Origin of the sequence: Lysobacter sp. yr284 (genome assembly GCF_900107375.1) — a bacterium.
GTDB lineage: Bacteria > Pseudomonadota > Gammaproteobacteria > Xanthomonadales > Xanthomonadaceae > Lysobacter.
The window spans coordinates 931,246-947,724 of the sequence record NZ_FNPT01000001.1 but is presented as its reverse complement, the minus strand read 5'-3'; the positions used below and the strand labels follow the sequence as shown (position 1 = coordinate 947,724).

Here is a 16,479-nt window from a genome sequence, read left to right as displayed (position 1 = left end):
GCGCTCGCGCCCATCGCCGTGGCCGGGCTACAGCGCCAACAGCAGCAACAGCGCGCCGGCGCCGCCGGCGGCGTAGCACAGGCGGCAGGGCAGGCGGATCTCCTGCGCCGGGCCGTACGGCGCGGCGTAACCGTCGTCTTCGAGGGTCTGCACGCGCACGTGCCAGGCGCCGCCGCCGGGGCGGTCGAGTTCGATCTGCGGCTCATCCACCTCGCGCTCCAGCAGCAACTGGGAGAAGTCGGCCTTGCGGGACATCTGCACACGATAGCGCTGGCCGGGCTCGCCGCGCTGCCAGCGCAGGGTCAGCTTGCCCTGCGCCGACTGCGGCGGCTGCAATCCCGGATCGGCCGGCGCATCGCTGACCTGGAACGGCAAGGCGTTGCCGAAGCGGCCGAGGCGGCCGTCGCCGTCGCGCGAGGCTACGCGCCAGAAGTAGTCGCCCGGGTCGAGCGCGCGCTCGGGGCGCCAGCGCTGGCCGCGCACGGTTTCGTCGAGCAGCGGCTGGGCGAAGTCGGCGTCGCGGGCGATCTGCACGCGGCTGGCGGCGGCGCCTTCGACCTTGGCCCAGTCGAAGCGCGGCCGCGGCACGCTCACGCGCTGGCCGTCGAGCGGGGCCAGGGTCAGTGGCGGCGCCGGGCCGGCGTCGACGGTGAAGGCCTGGACGAGGTCGTGGCCGCCCAGGCCGTTGCCGGCGACCGCGCGCACCAGCAGGCGCTGGCGGCCGGGCGGCAGGTCGTCGATGCGCACATGGGTGTCGGCGGTGGACTGCTCGAACAGCAGGACTTCCGGCGCATCGTCGCGCACCACTTCGATCCGGTAGCCGCTGGCGCCGGGCACCGCGTTCCAGCCGGCGCGCGCGGGCAGTTGGTCGAGCACGGTGGCGGCCGGATCGAGCTGCGGCGCCGCCAGCAGCGCGATCGGCGCCGACGGCGCGGCGCCGCGGCCGGCGAGGGTGCCGTAGCCCGGCGTCACCAACACCTGGCCGTGTTGCGCGCCGACTGCGACCTTGCCTTCCAGCACCTCGGTCGCATCGGCCGCGCCGGCTTCGCCCGCGGCGATGCGGAAGCGGGTGCCGCGCACGCTCGAGGTCGCCGACGGGGTCTGGATGATGTAGCGCGAGGCCGGGCCCTGGGCCGGGATCACCCGGTTGCTGGCGCGCCCGCGCTGCAGGCGCATGCGCGTATCGACCATGCCGGTGCTGCCGTAGCTGCTGAGCTCGTCGAACACCACCGCGCTGTTGTCCTGCACGGTCATGCGCGAGCCGTCGGCGAATTCGAGCGTGGCGCTGGCGCCGGGCCCGGTCTCCAGGCGGCTGCCGATGCCCAGGCGCAGGCCTTCGCCGACCAGTTGCGCCGGCGAGGCGTCCGAGGCCAGCCAGTTGACCGCGCCGCGTACCGCGATCACCCGAGCCTTGGCCGGCTGGATCCGCAGCCAGCCGATCGGGAAGCGCATGCGCGTGCCCGGCGGCAGGTGGTAGGGATCGGCGATGCCGTTGTGCTCCTGCAGCCGGCGCCAGTTGATGCCGGTCTTGAGGTGCTTGGCGCCGAGGTCCCACAGGGTGTCGCCGGGGCGCACGCGGTAGCTCCAGTCCTGGGCCTGCGCGCCGGCGCAGGCGCCGGCCAGGGCGAACAGCGCCAACAGCGCGGAGACGAAGCGGCGCGCGCGCGGGCGCGCGGCCGGCGATGCGGCGGACGGTGCGGACGCGGCGGGGGCTGCGATGGGGGACATCCGTAATCCGTGGCTGAGAGAGACGGCGGAGACCGGCCGCGCGGCCGGCGGGCGAGGGACACAGCAACCCCTAATTATGCGCCCTCAGTCACATTTTTTCTGCTTTCGGGCCGGTTGAGCGGTGGATCTGGAGGGAGCGGCGGTCGCTGGACGGCTCCGGTCCGCTGCGGCTTCCTGCCGCGAAAGCTTGTGTATTCGATGTGCTTCAAGTGCCTTCGCAGGATCGTAGCGCGTGCGAGCGGGCGCTTGCAGCGGGACGCCGCCGATGCGGATCGATGGCGAGCGGAGACGAAAGCGTCGGGGCTGAAGCCCCTCCCACAACAATGCTTAGGGGCTGAAGTTGGTCCTGCAAGAAAGCTTTTGGGTTGAAGTTGCTCCTGCAAGAAAGCCTCGCGGCTGACGTTCCTCCTGCAACACAGGCCATGGGGGTTGAAGCTCTTGCGACAACAAGGCGCCGGCGTTGAAGTCGCTCGCGCAGGAGACGCTTCGGGGCCGAGGACTCCGGCATACGCAAGAACGCGTGGCGGCGGGTCTTTCCCACAGCAACGGCGGCTCGCGCGCATTCCGGTCGGTGGGCCGCGGGCGGGCCTGGGTGGAAGGGCCTGCAGGCCCGGCGCTTTCGTGTCCGCGCGCGGCGAACCGAGCCGGACGCATCGGGCCCGAACACCGTCCCACCCAGCGCGAGCGGCGGGTGCGCAGGCCCGCCGCCGCCGGCGATCAGCCCCGCTTGCTCTGGATCCAGCGATCGATCTTGCGCTCCAGGATCTCCAGCGGCACCGCGCCGTCCTTGAGCATCTGCGCATGGAACTCGCGCACGTCGAAGCGCGGCCCCAGCGCCGTTTGCGCGCGCTTGCGCAGCTCCATGATCTTGAGCTCGCCGATCTTGTACGCCAGCGCCTGGCCCGGGATCGCCATGTAGCGCTCGGCTTCGGCGGTGGACTGGGTCTCGCTCTCGGCCGAGTTGGCCAGCATGTATTCGATCACCTGCTCGCGGGTCCAGTCCTTGCTGTGCAGGCCGGTGTCCACCACCAGCCGGATCGCGCGCCACAGTTCGTTCTGCAGGTAGCCGAAGTAGTCGTACGGGCTCTCGTACACGCCCAGGTCCTTGCCCAGCGACTCGGCGTACAGGCCCCAGCCTTCGGTGAAGGCGGTCTCGCCGCCGAAGCGGCGGAACTTGGGCAGGTCGGTGAGTTCCTGCTGCAGCGCCAGCTGGAAGTGGTGGCCCGGAATCGCTTCGTGCAGGTACAGGTCCTCCGCGTCCCAGGTCTTGCGCGTGGGCAGGTCGTAGGTGTTGACGTAGAAGATGCCCGGACGCGTGCCGTCCTCGCTCGGGCGCATGTACGAGCCGCCGGCGGCCGACTGCGCGCGGAAGGCCTCGACCGGGCGGATCTCGAACGGCGCCTTCGGCGTCAGCGAGAACTGCTCGGCGATGCGCTTGCCGATCTTCGCTTCCAGGCCGCGGTAATGCGCCAGCAGCGCCGGCTCGTCCTTGAAGGTGAAGCGCGGGTCGGTCTGCAGGAACTTGAAGAACGCCTGGCGGTCGCCCTTGAACTTGAGCGCGGCGATGGTCTTGTCCATCTCGCCGTGGATGCGCGCGACCTCGTCCAGGCCGATCTGGTGGATCTGCGCCGGGGTCAGCGCGGTGCTGGTGGAGCGGCGCGCGTTGAACGCGTACCACTCGCCGCCGTTCGGCAAGGCGCCCAGGCCGGCGCTGGCGCGCGCCTTGGCCAGGTAATCGTCGCGCACGTAGTCGCGCAGGCGCGCATACGCCGGCATCAGTTCGGTCGCGATCGCGCTGCGGTAGGCCTCGCTCAGGCGCTGCTTGTCGGCGTCGGAGAAGCCGGCCGGGAACTTCGCCACCGGCGTCCAGAACAGGGTGTCCTCGGGCTTGTCCTTGATCAGCGCGTCGAGCTGCGAGACCACCTTGACCATCAGCGCCTTGGGCTGGACCACGCCGCGCTTGGCGCCTTCGCGGCTGTTGGCGACGAACTGGTCGAAGATCGCCGGCACCTTGGCCGCGCGCTTGAGCCAGTTGTCGTAGTCGGCGACGGTCTTGAACGGCTGCGCGCCGGCGCCGGAACCCAGCTGGGCGACGCTGGCGGCGAAGTTGTGGAACTGGTTGACCGGCTGCTGCCAGCTCGGGAAGCGGTCCGATTCCAGTTCCAGCCGGGCGTTGCGCACGAAGATCTCGTAGCTCAGCAGGTCCTGCGCGGACAGGCCCTGCGCGCCGACCGACTCGACCGTCTTGAGCCAGCGCTGGAAGAATTCGCGCCGCTGCTGGCGGTACTGCGCGCCGGCGATGTTCGGCAACTGGTCGTTGTAGCGCGGATCGCCCTGCTGGGTGGCCATCAGCGGATTGAGCTTGAGGTTCTCTTCCCAGTACTGCTCGTACAGGCGGGTCAGCTTGGCGGCCTTGGTTTCGACAGTGACGCCGGGCGAGGGCGCGGCAGCGGCGGGCGCGGCGAAGGCCGCGACGGGCAGGGCGAGGGCCAGGGCGGCGGCGAGCAGGGACGCGCCGAGCAGCGGCGCGGCCGGACGCGCGGACGCGCGGAACGGGGAGGCGGTCATGAGGTCGATCCGGACACAGGAACCCGCAGGCTCGCGCGGGCGCAGGGGCGGGGCATGGGCCGAAGGTCATGGCGGCCGCGGCGCAGGCGCGGCCGGCGTCTTGCTATGGCCGTTCGCGTCGGCGCGAAGCGCGGCGTCGGCCCGGCGCGTCGGCGTCGCGCGATGGAGCGGCGGGCGCGCCGTGACAACGGCCGAGGATTGACGAAAAATCCGCATGCGCGGCGATGCCGCAACGCGGCGTCCCCACGGCCCGCCGGGTCGATCGCGCCATCGCCAAGGAGAACCCAATGCCCGCACCTGTCGATGTGTCCGCGCGTCCCGCAGGCTCGGTGAGCGACGTCGGCCGCTACCTGCTCGACCTGACCGCGCCGCGCAGCCACGTCCTCACCATCGAACCCGGTCGCGGCAATCTCATCCTCGGCCCGGCGCGCATGGGCAAGAAGGCCGACCTGCACGTCGCCGCGGACCAGCCGATCCACTGGCGCGCGTTCGAGCCTTTCGCCACGCCGGCCGGCTCGGCGTGGCCGCGCTACATCGACTACCACGGCGACGACAGCGGCTTCTTCGCCTGGTCGCGGCAGCGCGGCATCGAGCAATTCAGCTGGGCGCCGGCGTTCGCCGATGCGCGCGCCGTCGATGGCGGCGGCGCCGACATCCGCTCGCTGCAGATCCGGCTCGACGGCGTATCCGGGCATCTGCATCTGACCCTGCCCGAACGCGGCAGCCTGGGCCTGTACGGCGATCTTTCGCGCTTCACCGCCGCGGGTCCGGCGCCGGGTACGCTGTCGCTGCTGCCGGCGCTGTCGCGCCGCCGCAGCGATGCGCCGTATGTCTTGCCCGAGCTGGGCCTGTTGCACGGCGCCAGGTCGCTGTCGCTGCACGCCGGCCCGCTGGGCCAGCCGATCTCGCTCGCGGGGATCGGGCGCTTCGCCGCGCTGCGGAGCCTGTCGCTGTGGGGCGGCTTCAGCGACTGGGCGGCGCTGGCGGAACTGCCGAACCTGGACAACCTGGAAATCCGCTTCGCGCCCGACCTGGGCGGTTTGCCGGCGCTGGCGAGCTGGCCGAAGCTCGACCGTTTCATCGCCTACAACGTCGACGAGGCGGCCGGAAAATCGTTGAAGGCGCAGCTCAAGGCGCGCGCGCAGCTGCGCGAGTGGAGCGACTACACCTCGGTCAGCCAGTTGCGCAAGCCCGAATGGTGGCAGCGCGAATACGGGCGGCCGTTCGCGGGCTGGAGCGGCCGCAGCGCCAAGGCGGCGAACGCCGCGTACGACGCGGCGCTGCAGGCGCTGCAACAGGCCCGCGACGCAGACGCGGCCAAGGCCGCCATCGTCGCGTTCGCCGCGCACTTCAACAGCGCCAAGGGCATCGAAACCGGCGAGCGCGAGGACATCGGCGAAGCGGTGTGGCAGTTCAGCCAGCTCGCCCATGTGGCGGCGCTGGGGGTGAGCGAGGAACAGGCGCAGCGGTGGTTCGACGAGGTGCGCGATTACTGACGGCCGCGATGGCGGATCGCGGCCGTCGGATCGGACGGCGTCGGGCCTGAAGGCCCTCCCACATCGGTGCGAAGCTTCCTCGTGCCGGGCCTGAAGCCCCTGCCAGCGCGGCTCTGGGTCAGTCCGCCGCGGCTTCGTCGCGCAGCTGCTTGGCCCGCGCGTGGCCCAGGTAGCCGTGGATCCACACCCGCAGCAGGTAGATCAGCGGGATCATCGCGAACGCCGCCAGCATCTTGTAGCCGTAGTTGACCGTGCTGATCGCCAGGAACTGCGGGATCGGCCAGTGCTGCGGCCCGAGCACGAAGGCGATGTACAGCACCACGAAGCTGTCGACCAGTTGCGACACCGCGGTCGAGCCGGTCGCGCGCAGCCAGATGTGCTTGTCGCCGGTGACGCTGCGGATGCGGTGGAACACCGCCACGTCGATCAGCTGGCCGAGCATGAACGCCACCAGCGAGCCGCCGATGCTCCACATGCCCTGGCCGAAGATCGCCGCGAACGCGGCCTGGTAGTCCGGCACGCCCTGCGCCTGCGCCGCGGTGACCCACCAGCCCGCCGGCGCCAGCGCGATCGCGGCGAAGGCGAACAGGAAACCGTAGGCGATCAGCATCGCCGCCAGCCACGAAATCAGGCGCACGCCGCGGCGGCCGAAGAATTCGTTGATGACGTCGGTCATCAGGAACACCACCGGCCACAGCAGGGTGCCGGCGGTGAAGTTCAGCGAGCCGGTCTGGCCGAACAGGTTCCACTGCAGCGGCGCGATCCCGAGCGTGTCTTCCAGGGCGAAGATCTTGACCCCGATGAACTCGGCCAGCGCCGCGTTCACGCAGAAGAACGAGGACAGCACGATGAACAAGCGCAGCGAGCGGTCCTGCAGCGTGCGCGTGCCTTCGCCGGTGGCGAACGGGATGCTGTTTTCGCCGGCGCTCACCGCTTCGGCCTCACCTTGTAGATCACCCCCGACTTGTCGTCGGTGAACAGGAAGCTGTCGCGGCCCAGCGCGAGCACGTCGCAGGGCCGGCCGACGGACTTGCCGCCCTGCAGGAAGCCGCTGACCAGGTCGCCGCGCGCGCGCCCGTCGGCGCCGACGCGGACGATGCGGTAGCCGTGGCCGAGCTTGAGCTTGCTGGAGCCGTGCAGCGCCACCGCGAACTCGTCGCGCAGCTGGCCGCCGTCGCTGGCCGGGAACCAGGTCAGCCCCAGCGCCGAGGCGTGCGAGGGGAAATACGCGAAGGTTTTCGGCACCGCTGCGCAGCCCTCCTTGCGCGGGAACTTCGGATCGGCCAGGACCTTGCCGCGGCTGAAGTAGCAATACGGCCAGCCGTAGTCGGCGCCGTCCTTGACCGCGAACATGGTCTCGTCGGGCTTGTCGTCGCCGAGGTGGTCGGAGCCTTGGTTGGTCGCGTACAGCTGGCCGTCGCGGTACAGCAGCCCGACCGCGTTGCGCAGGCCGCGCGCGTAGGTGCGCTGGCCGCTGCCGTCGGGGTTCATCTGCACGATCGCCGCGCGCACTTCTTCCTTTTCCACGCAGGCGTTGCAGCTGCTGCCGACCGCCACGTACAGCTTGCCGCCGCCGAAGGCCAGGCTGCGGGTCAGATGCCAGCCGCCGTACTTGTAGCTCAGGCCGTAGTCGGGGAAGGTCGCCAGGGTCTCGGGTTCGGACGAGGGCTTCACGTCGCCGTTGCGGTAGCGATAGCGCAGCAGCTTGTCGGTGTTGGCCACGTACAGCCATTGCTGGCCGCGGGCGTCGGTGTGGAAGGCGACGCTGTTGGGATTGCGCTGCTTGTCCAGGTACACCGAGACCTTGGTGTAGCGCTCGCTCTTTTCGTCCCAGCCGTCCAGCGCGTAGACCCGGCCGAGCTTGTTGTCGCTGAGGTCGTGCAGGTCGGTGACGAACAAGCGGCCGTCGGGGCTGCGGGCGAAGAAGCGCACGCGCTTGAGGCCTTGCACCACCGGCACGATTTCGAGATCCGCCGGCAGGTCGAGGCTGAAGCTGCGGCCGTCGTCGAGGGCGACCGGATGCGGCGCCAGCGCGGCGGCGGCCGCGGCGAAGGGCAGCGCCAGCGCGGCGGCGAGGCAGAACGAAAACGCGGAACGTGGGGTCATCGGGGGGCGTCCTTGTCGGGCGCGGCCGCCTTGGCGGCCGACGCGGGGGGCACGGAGAAGGGAATCGTCGCCGGCGACACCGCGCCGCCGGAAATGATGAAGCTCATCGCCTGGTCCACGCTCCAGTCGGTCGGAGTGATCTTCTCGACCGGAACGATCTCCAGGTAGCCCGAGGTCGGGTTCGGCGTGGTCGGCACGTACACCGCGGCCAGTTCGCGGCCGCTGCCTTCCTCGCGCATGACCTTGGTGACGAAGCCGATCGACTTCATCTCGGTGTGCGGGAAGTCGACCAGCACCACGCGCTGGGTGCCGTCGGGCTTGGTCTGCAGGATGTCGAGCAACTGCCGCGCGCTGCCGTAGATGGTGCTGGCCAGCGGGATGCGGCGGATCAGCGATTCGAACCAGCGCAGCAGGGTCTGGCCGACCACGCGCCGGGCCAGCGCGCCGGTGAGCAGGATCACCGCGACCGTGGCGATCAGCGCCAGCGCGGTTTGCACCCACTGCGCGCCGAGCCAGCCCAGCGCCTGCGGATGGGCGAGGGCGACGTCGCGCAGCAGCGGCTCCACCAGCGGCTTGCTGATGTCCGACAGCAGCACGAACACGAACTTGACCACGACCCAGGTCAGCCAGATCGGCAGCAGGGTCAACAGGCCGGAGAGGAACAGGCGTTGCAGGTTGGGCGGGCGCATGGCGCGGATTGTAGGGGAGCGCGCGCGCCGGGAGTTGCCTGCGGCGGGCCTTCAGGCCCCGGGCCTCTGTGGGAGGGCCTTCAGGCCCGAAGCCTTTCGCCCAGGTCGTCGCGCCGCGCTGTTGTGGGAGGGCCTTCAGGCCCGATGTTTTCCGCTCAGGCCTTCGCGAACTGGGCGAAAGGCATCGGGCCTGAAGGCCCTGCCACAAAAGCAAAAGCCCTCCGCGAGGGAGGGCTTCGCACGCACCTGCCGACGCCGCCAGGCCTCAGCGCTCGCGCACCAGGCGGAAGCCGACGTCGTCGTACCCGCGTCCCGCGCTCAGCGGCCGCTGCGCCTGCGCGCTGCGCCAGGAATTGCCGCCGACCTGGCGCTGCTGGCAGTTGCGCCCGCAGTCGCCCGACCACATCGACAGCGAGCGCCCGCCGCTGAGCGGCATGCGTTGCGCTTCCTCGGCGGTGGGCAGGCGGTAGCGGCGGCCGGTCTGCTGGCTGTACCACTGCGCATAGGCTTCCGCGTCGGCGATCGACACGCACACCACCGGCTCGGATTCGGTCTGGTCGAAGCCCGGCGCCTTCCAGTCCTTCGGCGCCAGCACCCGCAGCAGCGAGGCGCGTTCGCGGCACAGCGCCGGCGAGCGCTGGTTGGCGCTGGCGAAGCGGGCGAACTCGCCGCGGCTGACCGGGCGCGGGTTGAAGCTGACCGCCACGCTCGCCGCCGGCGCCGCCGCGGCGGCCGCGACCGCGCCGCGCGCGACCGTGCCGTCGCCGGCGATGCCGCGCGCCTGCGCGATGAGCTTGGTCGAGACCGTGCGCGGCAGGGCGAATTCGTCGGCCAGCGCGATCACCTTGCCGGCGTCGCCGCCGTCGCCGCGGCGCGCGGCCTGGTCCAGCCGCGCCTGCAGCGCCTGCGCGGCCTTCTCGCGCAGCGCGCGCTGCGCGGCCGAGTCGGCGGTGCCGGTCTGCTGGCCCAGCGCGGTGGCGTTGACCAGGTGTTGGCGCGCCTGCTGGTCGCGGCCCTCGCGCAGGTCGCGCGCGAGCGCTTCGCCGAAGGCTTGGGTGAGTTCCTCGACCACCACCGCCACTTCCGGGTTGGTGCTGTCCAGGTGCCAGGCGGTGAGCAGGCTGTTGTAGGCGTTGGCGTCGGCCGGCGCGGCCAGGCGGCCGTCGGCGATGTAGCTGCGCGCGGCCTGCAGCGAATCCTGCAGCGGCGCCTGCGGCAGCGGCGCCATCATCGCCTGGGTCGGGTCCGGCGCGGCCGGCGCCGCGGCGCTGGCGGCGGGCTTGGACTCGACCCGGAAGAAACCGTCCTTCTCGACCTGGTTGAGGCCGAAGCCGACCGCGACCACGCCGACCGCGGCCACCGCCAGCCCGGCCCAGGCCGGGGTGGCCCAGCGCTTGAGCGGGCGCAGCGCGACCAGGGCGCGGCCGACGCCGCTGAGCTGCCCGCGCTGCTTGATCTCGGTCACCGCCTGGGCCATCTCGGCGGCGTGCTCGAACCGCTGCTCGGGCTGCTTGGCCAGGGCGCGGTTCATGAAGCGCTGCCAGTGCTTGAGCGGCGGCGGCAGCTTCGGGATCGGGTTCTGCGCGTGCATCACCGCCATCGACAGCGCGTCGGGCGCCTCGAACGGCAGCCGGCCGGTCAGCATTTCCCAGATCAGCACGCCCAGGCTGTAAAGATCGGCGCGGCCGTCGACTTCCTCGCCGCGGGCCTGCTCCGGCGCCATGTAGGCGGTGCTGCCCACGGCCAGGCCGGTGGCGGTCATGCGCGCGCCGAAACCGCGGCGCAGGGCGATGCCGAAGTCGGCCAGCAGCGGCCGTTCGCTGTTGTCGAACAGGACGTTCTCGGCCTTGACGTCGCGATGCACGACGCCGCGGGCGTGGGCGTATTCCAGCGCCGCCAGCAGCGGTTCGGCGATCGCCACCACGTCGGCCTCGCCGCGGGCGAAGCCCTGCTCGATGCGCTTGCCCAGGTGGCCGCGCGGCAGGTAGGGCATGGCGTAGTACGGCAGCCCGTCGCGGGTGCGGCCGACTTCGTGGATGCTGACCACGTGCGGGTGTTCCAGCCGCGCGATGGTGCGCACTTCGTTCTCGAAGCGGCGCCGGCTGACCTCGTCGGCCAGCGCGTGCGGAAGCATGATCTTGATCGCGACCTCGCGCCCCAATGCGCTTTGCTCGCCCAGGTAGACCGTGGACGAGCCGCCGTGATTGATGATCTCGCGCAATCGATAGCCGGCGATCTCCGGCATCGGCGCGCGTTGGGCATCGGATGGAATTGTGCTGTTGGACATTCGCGGCCCCGTGTCGCGACTGCGCAGCATAACGCTGCGGCAGTGCCCGCGTGACGATTAGTGTGGCTTTTAAGTGCCCGCGTTTACAAGCCTGAGTGGGGCCCAGGCGTGGTTTCTGACAGTGCTTCCATACCGCAGGGCGCAACCGGGAATGGCGAGGCGGGTCGCGGATGCGCCTGGCCGGCGGCGCCGGCCGCTCAACGGTCGCGCTTGCGCCGCACGTAGAGCTGTTTGCGGACCTTGGCGACGGTCTCGCCGGCGGCATCGACGATGTCGTTGTCGAACCAGCGCAGGTATTTGTCGCCGCCGGCGGTCGCCGCGCGCAGTTCGTCCAGGATCTCGTCGGACAGGTCGAAGCGCGCGGTCACGGTGCCGCGGCCGGGCTTGAGGAATTCGATGCTGCCGGCGCGGTCCCAGACGATGTAGTCGCGGCCCAGGGCGTTCATCGCCAGCAGCATCCAGAACGGGTCGGTCATCGCGAACAGGCTGCCGCCGAAGTGGGTGCCGACGTAGTTGCGGTTCCACGGGCGCATGCGCAGTTCGACCGCGGCATGGCGGTAGTCCGGCGAGATCGCGGCGACGTGCACGCCGGTGAACAGGAACGGCGGCCACAGGTTGAGGCCGAATCGCAGGGTGCTGGCTTTCATGCGCTCGTGGCGTGGGAGAGGCGCGGTCAGTCTGCCATACGGATGCGTATAGTTGGAAGTCCGGGCACGGCGCGCTGGGCGGCGCGCGTTCGCCGCGTCGCCGGTGGCGGCGAGGCGGGGTCAAGCCGGCCGGCCTCTGCCGCCGCGCCGACTACCGCCGTTGCGGCGAAAGCTAAATCCAATTTTGAGTGGGTCTTTGCTTGAGCGCCGGTTGCCGGGGCAAGCGCGAATAAGCTCGCGTCTTTCGTTATGGCTATAAAAATCAGGGTTTTGCGGCGGCCTGGACGGCTTGAGCTATTGCCTCTTTCGAGTGGCAGAAGACAGCATCGCCAAGTCGAAATGGGTTCTGGTTTTTGCCGCAACGACGCTCGCGGAGCCGAGCGGGCGATCCCGCTGCGCAGGACGCGGGCACGATCCGAACCAGATCCAGCCGCCAGCCAAGCCCGGTCGGGCTTGGCCGAGCCGACCCTCAACGTCAGAACAACAGCGCCGACATCTTGCGCCGGTACACCCCGACCAGGTCCTCGTCCGCGACCACCCGGAACGCGTCGATCAACGCCTTGCGCGGCAGGCCTTCCTGGAAGCCGCGGTCGCGGCGCAGCAGTTCGATCAGCTGCTCCAGCCCCGCCTGGTCCTGGCCGGCGGCGATCAGGCGCGCGCCGAGCAGGTAGCGGGCCTGGGAATCCTCCGGCGTGGCGGCCAGGGTCGCTTCCAGGGTCGCGGCCGGCGGCGCGTCGCGGACCACGGCGAGGAAGCCGAGCTTGGCGCGGGCGCGCACGCTGCGGTCGTCGGTGGCGAGGTTGGCCGGCAGCGCGTCGAGCAGCTGTTCCGACTCGGCCTGGGCGCCGGTGGCCAGCAGGGCCAGGGCGAGATCGAGCTTGAGCTCGGGCTTGTCGGGCTGCTCGGCGCTCTCGCGGCGCAGGCGCACCACCTCGGCGTGCGGGTCCGCCGGCGCGGCTTCGACCGGCTCCGGCTCGGCGGCCGCGGCCGGCTCGATGCCGTGCGACTTGAGGAACTCGCGCACCACGCTTTCCGGCAGCGCTTCGGCGAAGCCGTCGACGAGCTGGCCGTCCTTCATCAGGTACACGGTCGGGATCGAGCGGATCTGGAACGCGGCGCCGAGCTGCTGTTCGGCCTCGACGTCGACCTTGGCCAGCACGAACGCGCCGTTGTATTCGCCGGCCAGCTTTTCCAGGATCGGGCCCAGGGTCTTGCACGGCTGGCACCATTCGGCCCAGAAGTCGATCAGGACCGGGACCTGCAGCGACTGTTGCAGCACGTCCTGCTGGAAACCTTCGGTGGTGGCGTCGAATACGTGGGGCGTGGCGGCGTTGGCGGTCATCGGCGGGCTCGTGGACTCGATAGCGGATTCGTCCCTACAAGTGGGGACGCGGGCGGCGCGAGGCAAGCGCGCCGCGAGCCGCGCACGCTAGCATGTCGCGATGAAGGCCTCATCCGATTCTCCCGGCGCGCGCCCAGGCGGCTCGAAATCCGAACGATCCAGCGCCATCGGCGCGAACGCCGGCGGCGACGCCCGCGCGTTCGCGCTGGCGCTGGCCGCCGCGCTGTGCTGCGTGGCCGCGTTGCTGGGTTTCGGCGCGGCGCTGGAGGGCTATTCGCACTGGCAGCACCCGCCCGGCCTGCTCGGCGCGCGCGGCATTCCGCGCGCACTGGCGTTCAACCTGCTGGGCTTTGTCGGGCCGGGGCTGGTGATGGCCTGGGTGGCCTGGCGCCTGGCCGGGGCCGCGCGCGGCCAGCGCGCGCTGGCGCGGATCGGCGCCTGGCTGTGGCTGTGGTCGGCGCTGGCGTGGGCGGCGCAGGGCGTCGTCGTGCTCGACCCGCAGGACCTCGACGCGCAGGCCAGCCGCCTGCACGCGCTGGCCTGGCTGCTGTGGTGGCTGGCGTTCGCGCCGGGCGCGGCGTTGCTGGCGTGGAGCGCGCTGGCCGCGCCGGCGTGGCGCCGCTTCGGCGCGATCGCGCTGGCCGCGGCCGCGGTGGTGGCCTTGGCGGTGATCGCGGCCGACGCGCGCCTGGTGCCGGCGGCGCCGGCGCAGCGGGTGGCCCTGCTGGCGTGGCTGGCGGCCTACCTCGCCGCGGCGCGCGCGCCGCGCTGAGGCGTCGCGCTCAACCCGCGCGCGGCGCCGGGCAGGCGCGTTGCATGCAGCGGTCGAATTCCAGCTTGCACATGCGCCGTTCCAGCGGCGAGGCCGCGTCGGCCAGGCACTGGCGTTGTTCGGCGAAGCAGGGACAGGCCGCGGCGGCCGTCGACACCGCGGCGAAGCCGCAGGCGAACGCGGCGACGGCGAGCGCGACCGACGCGCGTCGCAGCGGGAAGGCAGGGCGCAGCTGCATGGTCGAGTCCTTTCGTTGCGGGCGGTGGCGGGCGATGCGCTGCGGACGCGGGCGGCGTCCGCGGCGGGCGCCGGCGCCGCAGCAAGGTCGGTCGTAATCGGCGCCTGCCGCGGGCGCACCCGCGGCGGACCTTGCTGCGGCATCGGCATGGAAACGATCGATCAGCGCGGGAACCCGTCCTGACCGCACGGCGCGGCGGCGCGCGGTTGCGGCATCGGCGAATTCCGTTTCTGCGGGTGGTGCGGCTGCGGGAGCATGCGGAGCGAAGGCGGCTTGCGGCGCACGGCGCGCTCTGGGCGCCGACTGGGTTATGGCACGGCGCCGCCGCCGTTCGCCGTGACCGGGCGCACGCGCCCGGGCCGGGCGGCGGCGCGATCGCCGGAACTGGGATCGCGGGCGTGAAGCCGGTGTGCAATGGCGCGGCGGACGCAGCGCAAAGCATCGGGCCTGAAGGCCCTCCCACAAACGCCGACGCTCTGGCCTGCCGTTGCGCGAGGGCCTTCAGGCCCGACGCTCTCGACGCAGATCGCGCCGCTCGCGCCGGCAACGAAAAACCCCGGCCGCCTGCGCGACCGGGGTTTGGATGCGGATGCGGCGCGGCTTACAGCGCCTGCTTGTACACCGTGCCGTCCTTCATCACGAACGCCACGTCGAGCACGGTGTTGATGTCGGCGATCGGGTCGCCCTTGACCGCGACGATGTCGGCGCGCTTGCCGGCCTCGATCGTGCCCTGGTCCTCGACGCCGAGCACTTCGGCCGCGCGGATCGTCGCCGCCTGCAGCGCCACCGCCGCCGGGATGCCGGCTTCGACCATGTAAACGAACTCGCGCGCGTTGTCGCCGTGCGGGCCCACGCCCATGTCGGTGCCGAACGCAATCTTGACCCCGTTCTTGTAGGCGCTGGCCGCGGTCTGCTGGATCATCGCGCCGATCCGCGCCGCCTTCGGCCGCACCACGTCGGGGAAGTAGCCGTCGATCTTGGCCTTGTCGGCGACGAAGCGGCCGGCGTAGATGGTCGGCACGTACCAGGTCCCGCGTTGCTTCATCAGCGACATGACCTCCGGGCTCATGTAGGTGCCGTGCTCGATGCTGGTGACGCCGCCGAGCACCGCGCGCTTCATGCCTTCCTCGCCGTGCGCGTGCGCGGCGACGCGATAGCCGTAGTCCTTGGCGGTGTCGACGATGGCCTTGACCTCGTCGACGGTGAACTGCGGCGCGTCGCCGGATTTTGCATACGACAGCACGCCGCCGGTGGCGGTGATCTTGATGACGTCGCTGCCTTCCTTGTAGCGCTGGCGCACCGCCTGGCGGGCGTCGTCGATGGAGTTGATGACGCCCTCGGTCGGGCCGGGCGGGCCGATCAGGTGCGACAGCGCATCGTTCATGCCGTTGGTGGGATCGGCGTGGCCGCCGGTGGTGGCGATGGACTTGCCCGCGGCCCAGATGCGCGGGCCGCTGACCAGGCCCTGGTTGATCGCGTCGCGCAGGTGCGGGCTGACTTCGCCGCCGAGGTCGCGCACGCTGGTGAAGCCGGCCATCAGGGTCTTGTTGGCGTAGCCGACCGCGCGGAAGGCGAAGTCGACCGGGTCCAGGCGGAAGCCTTCGGAATAGCTCTGCGCGCTGGACTGGCCGCCCAGGTGCACGTGCAGGTCGGTCCAGCCCGGGGTGCAGGTGTGCTGCGACAGATCGACCGCGCGCGCGCCGGCGACGTCGTTGAGGCCGGCCTGCACTTGCGCGATCTTGCCGTCGCGCACGGTGATGGTGTGCGCGCCCAGCAGCTTGCCGCTGCGCGCGTCGAACAGCTTGCCGCAGCGCAGCGCGGTGGGTTCGGCCGGCGCCGGCGCGGCGTGCGCGGCGGCGGCGAACAGGCAGGACAGGACGGCGAGGGCGAGCGGTGCGGCGGCGTGCGATCGGATCATGGTCGGGTCGGTTCCGTCTTGGGCGGGCGAGGCGTCGTGCGGGCGCAGGCCCGCGGCAGCGAGGCGCCGTCCGTGCCGCGTCGCGGATGTGGAAACGCAGGAGCATGGCGCGCGGCGCCGCATCGGAATCCCCCTGCACGGCCGCCGGGCCGGGCCAGCATGCAAGCCGCGCGGGCCGCGGGTCAACGTGACGAACGGGCTAGGGCGCCCGCGCGGCGCGCCGGCCCGCGCGGCAGCGTGCCGCTGTCGCGCGCCGGCGCTTGCCGCTGCGGCCGCCGGCGCGCAGGTTGGCCGCACGCCGCGGCCGCCGCGGCCTTCGAGCGAGCGAACGACGATGCGCGACACCACCGTGGCGGCGCTCGCGTTGCGGGCGTTGGCGGCCTGCGGCGCGGCCTGGGCCAGCGGCGAAGGCAACAGCGGCGCCGACCGCGGCAAGCAGGCCAAGCACACACCAGCGATCTGCCGCCGCGGCGAACATCTCATCGCCGCGCCGCAGGCCGACGGCTCGCTGCGGTGGGCCTGCAGGGCGGCGAGCGCGTCGCCGCCGCCGGCGCGGGCCGGCTGAGCGCGTTGTCGCCGCACGCCGGCGTAGGGTCGGCGAAGCCGTCGCGGGCTGGCTTGCGATGGGGCGGCGCGGTTGCGTTTCCTTAACCGGTTTTGCCAAAAAACGCTGTCCGCCTGAGCCGTT

At 71.6% G+C, this 16,479-nt stretch carries 13 protein-coding genes; 3 read left to right on the top strand and 10 right to left on the bottom strand.

Features of this window, described 5'->3' with window-relative positions; genetic code table 11:
* Nucleotides 1-27 precede the first annotated feature (27 nt).
* Nucleotides 28-1,728 carry a FecR family protein gene (locus BLV01_RS03870; protein WP_091794163.1) on the bottom strand — a complete coding sequence of 567 codons (1,701 nt, stop codon included), beginning with the start codon at nt 1,726-1,728 and terminating at the stop codon, nt 28-30.
* Nucleotides 1,729-2,445: 717 nt separating this feature from the next.
* Entirely contained in the window at nt 2,446-4,296 is a 1,851-nt protein-coding gene (locus BLV01_RS03865; protein ID WP_091794162.1) for a DUF885 domain-containing protein, read from the bottom strand.
* Nucleotides 4,297-4,583: 287 nt separating this feature from the next.
* Here BLV01_RS03865 and BLV01_RS03860 point away from each other — a divergent pair, with 287 nt between their 5' ends.
* A complete protein-coding gene (locus BLV01_RS03860) occupies nt 4,584-5,792 on the top strand; it encodes a hypothetical protein (protein WP_091794160.1) in 1,209 nt (402 codons plus the stop codon).
* 118 nt (nt 5,793-5,910) lie between these two features.
* On the opposite strand, the gene BLV01_RS03855 is transcribed toward BLV01_RS03860, so the two are convergent.
* The 6 genes from BLV01_RS03855 to BLV01_RS03830 all read right to left on the bottom strand — a co-directional run bounded on the left by BLV01_RS03855 (nt 5,911) and on the right by BLV01_RS03830 (nt 12,863).
* Entirely contained in the window at nt 5,911-6,723 is an 813-nt protein-coding gene (locus tag BLV01_RS03855) for a queuosine precursor transporter (RefSeq protein WP_091794159.1), read from the bottom strand.
* Complete coding sequence (locus BLV01_RS03850; protein ID WP_139178429.1) at nt 6,720-7,898, bottom strand: PQQ-dependent sugar dehydrogenase; 1,179 nt, start codon at nt 7,896-7,898, stop codon at nt 6,720-6,722. Before BLV01_RS03850 ends, BLV01_RS03855 begins: the two co-directional genes overlap by 4 nt.
* Nucleotides 7,895-8,587 (bottom strand): DUF502 domain-containing protein, encoded by a 693-nt coding sequence (locus BLV01_RS03845; protein WP_091794157.1) that lies wholly within the window; start codon nt 8,585-8,587, stop codon nt 7,895-7,897. Before BLV01_RS03845 ends, BLV01_RS03850 begins: the two co-directional genes overlap by 4 nt.
* Before the next feature lie 265 nt (nt 8,588-8,852).
* Complete coding sequence (locus BLV01_RS03840; RefSeq protein ID WP_217633436.1) at nt 8,853-10,874, bottom strand: bifunctional serine/threonine-protein kinase/formylglycine-generating enzyme family protein; 2,022 nt, start codon at nt 10,872-10,874, stop codon at nt 8,853-8,855.
* 197 nt (nt 10,875-11,071) lie between these two features.
* Entirely contained in the window at nt 11,072-11,521 is a 450-nt protein-coding gene (locus tag BLV01_RS03835) for a DUF4442 domain-containing protein (protein WP_091794153.1), read from the bottom strand.
* A 475-nt stretch (nt 11,522-11,996) separates the two neighbouring features.
* The gene (locus BLV01_RS03830; RefSeq protein WP_091794151.1) at nt 11,997-12,863 is read right to left on the bottom strand and encodes a tetratricopeptide repeat protein; all 867 of its coding nucleotides are present in this window, start codon (nt 12,861-12,863) and stop codon (nt 11,997-11,999) included.
* Between the two features lie 100 nt (nt 12,864-12,963).
* Here BLV01_RS03830 and BLV01_RS03825 point away from each other — a divergent pair, with 100 nt between their 5' ends.
* Nucleotides 12,964-13,635, top strand: coding sequence for a DUF998 domain-containing protein (locus tag BLV01_RS03825; RefSeq protein ID WP_091794149.1), 672 nt, complete (start codon nt 12,964-12,966; stop codon nt 13,633-13,635).
* Nucleotides 13,636-13,645: 10 nt separating this feature from the next.
* On the opposite strand, the gene BLV01_RS03820 is transcribed toward BLV01_RS03825, so the two are convergent.
* Both BLV01_RS03820 and BLV01_RS03815 read right to left on the bottom strand, forming a co-directional pair.
* The gene (locus BLV01_RS03820; protein WP_091794147.1) at nt 13,646-13,873 is read right to left on the bottom strand and encodes a hypothetical protein; all 228 of its coding nucleotides are present in this window, start codon (nt 13,871-13,873) and stop codon (nt 13,646-13,648) included.
* 601 nt (nt 13,874-14,474) lie between these two features.
* Nucleotides 14,475-15,791 (bottom strand): metal-dependent hydrolase family protein, encoded by a 1,317-nt coding sequence (locus BLV01_RS03815; RefSeq protein WP_091794145.1) that lies wholly within the window; start codon nt 15,789-15,791, stop codon nt 14,475-14,477.
* 334 nt (nt 15,792-16,125) lie between these two features.
* Between BLV01_RS03815 and BLV01_RS03810 the strand changes: the two genes are divergently transcribed.
* Nucleotides 16,126-16,356, top strand: coding sequence for a hypothetical protein (locus BLV01_RS03810; RefSeq protein ID WP_091794143.1), 231 nt, complete (start codon nt 16,126-16,128; stop codon nt 16,354-16,356).
* The last annotated feature ends 123 nt before the right edge of the window (nt 16,357-16,479 follow it).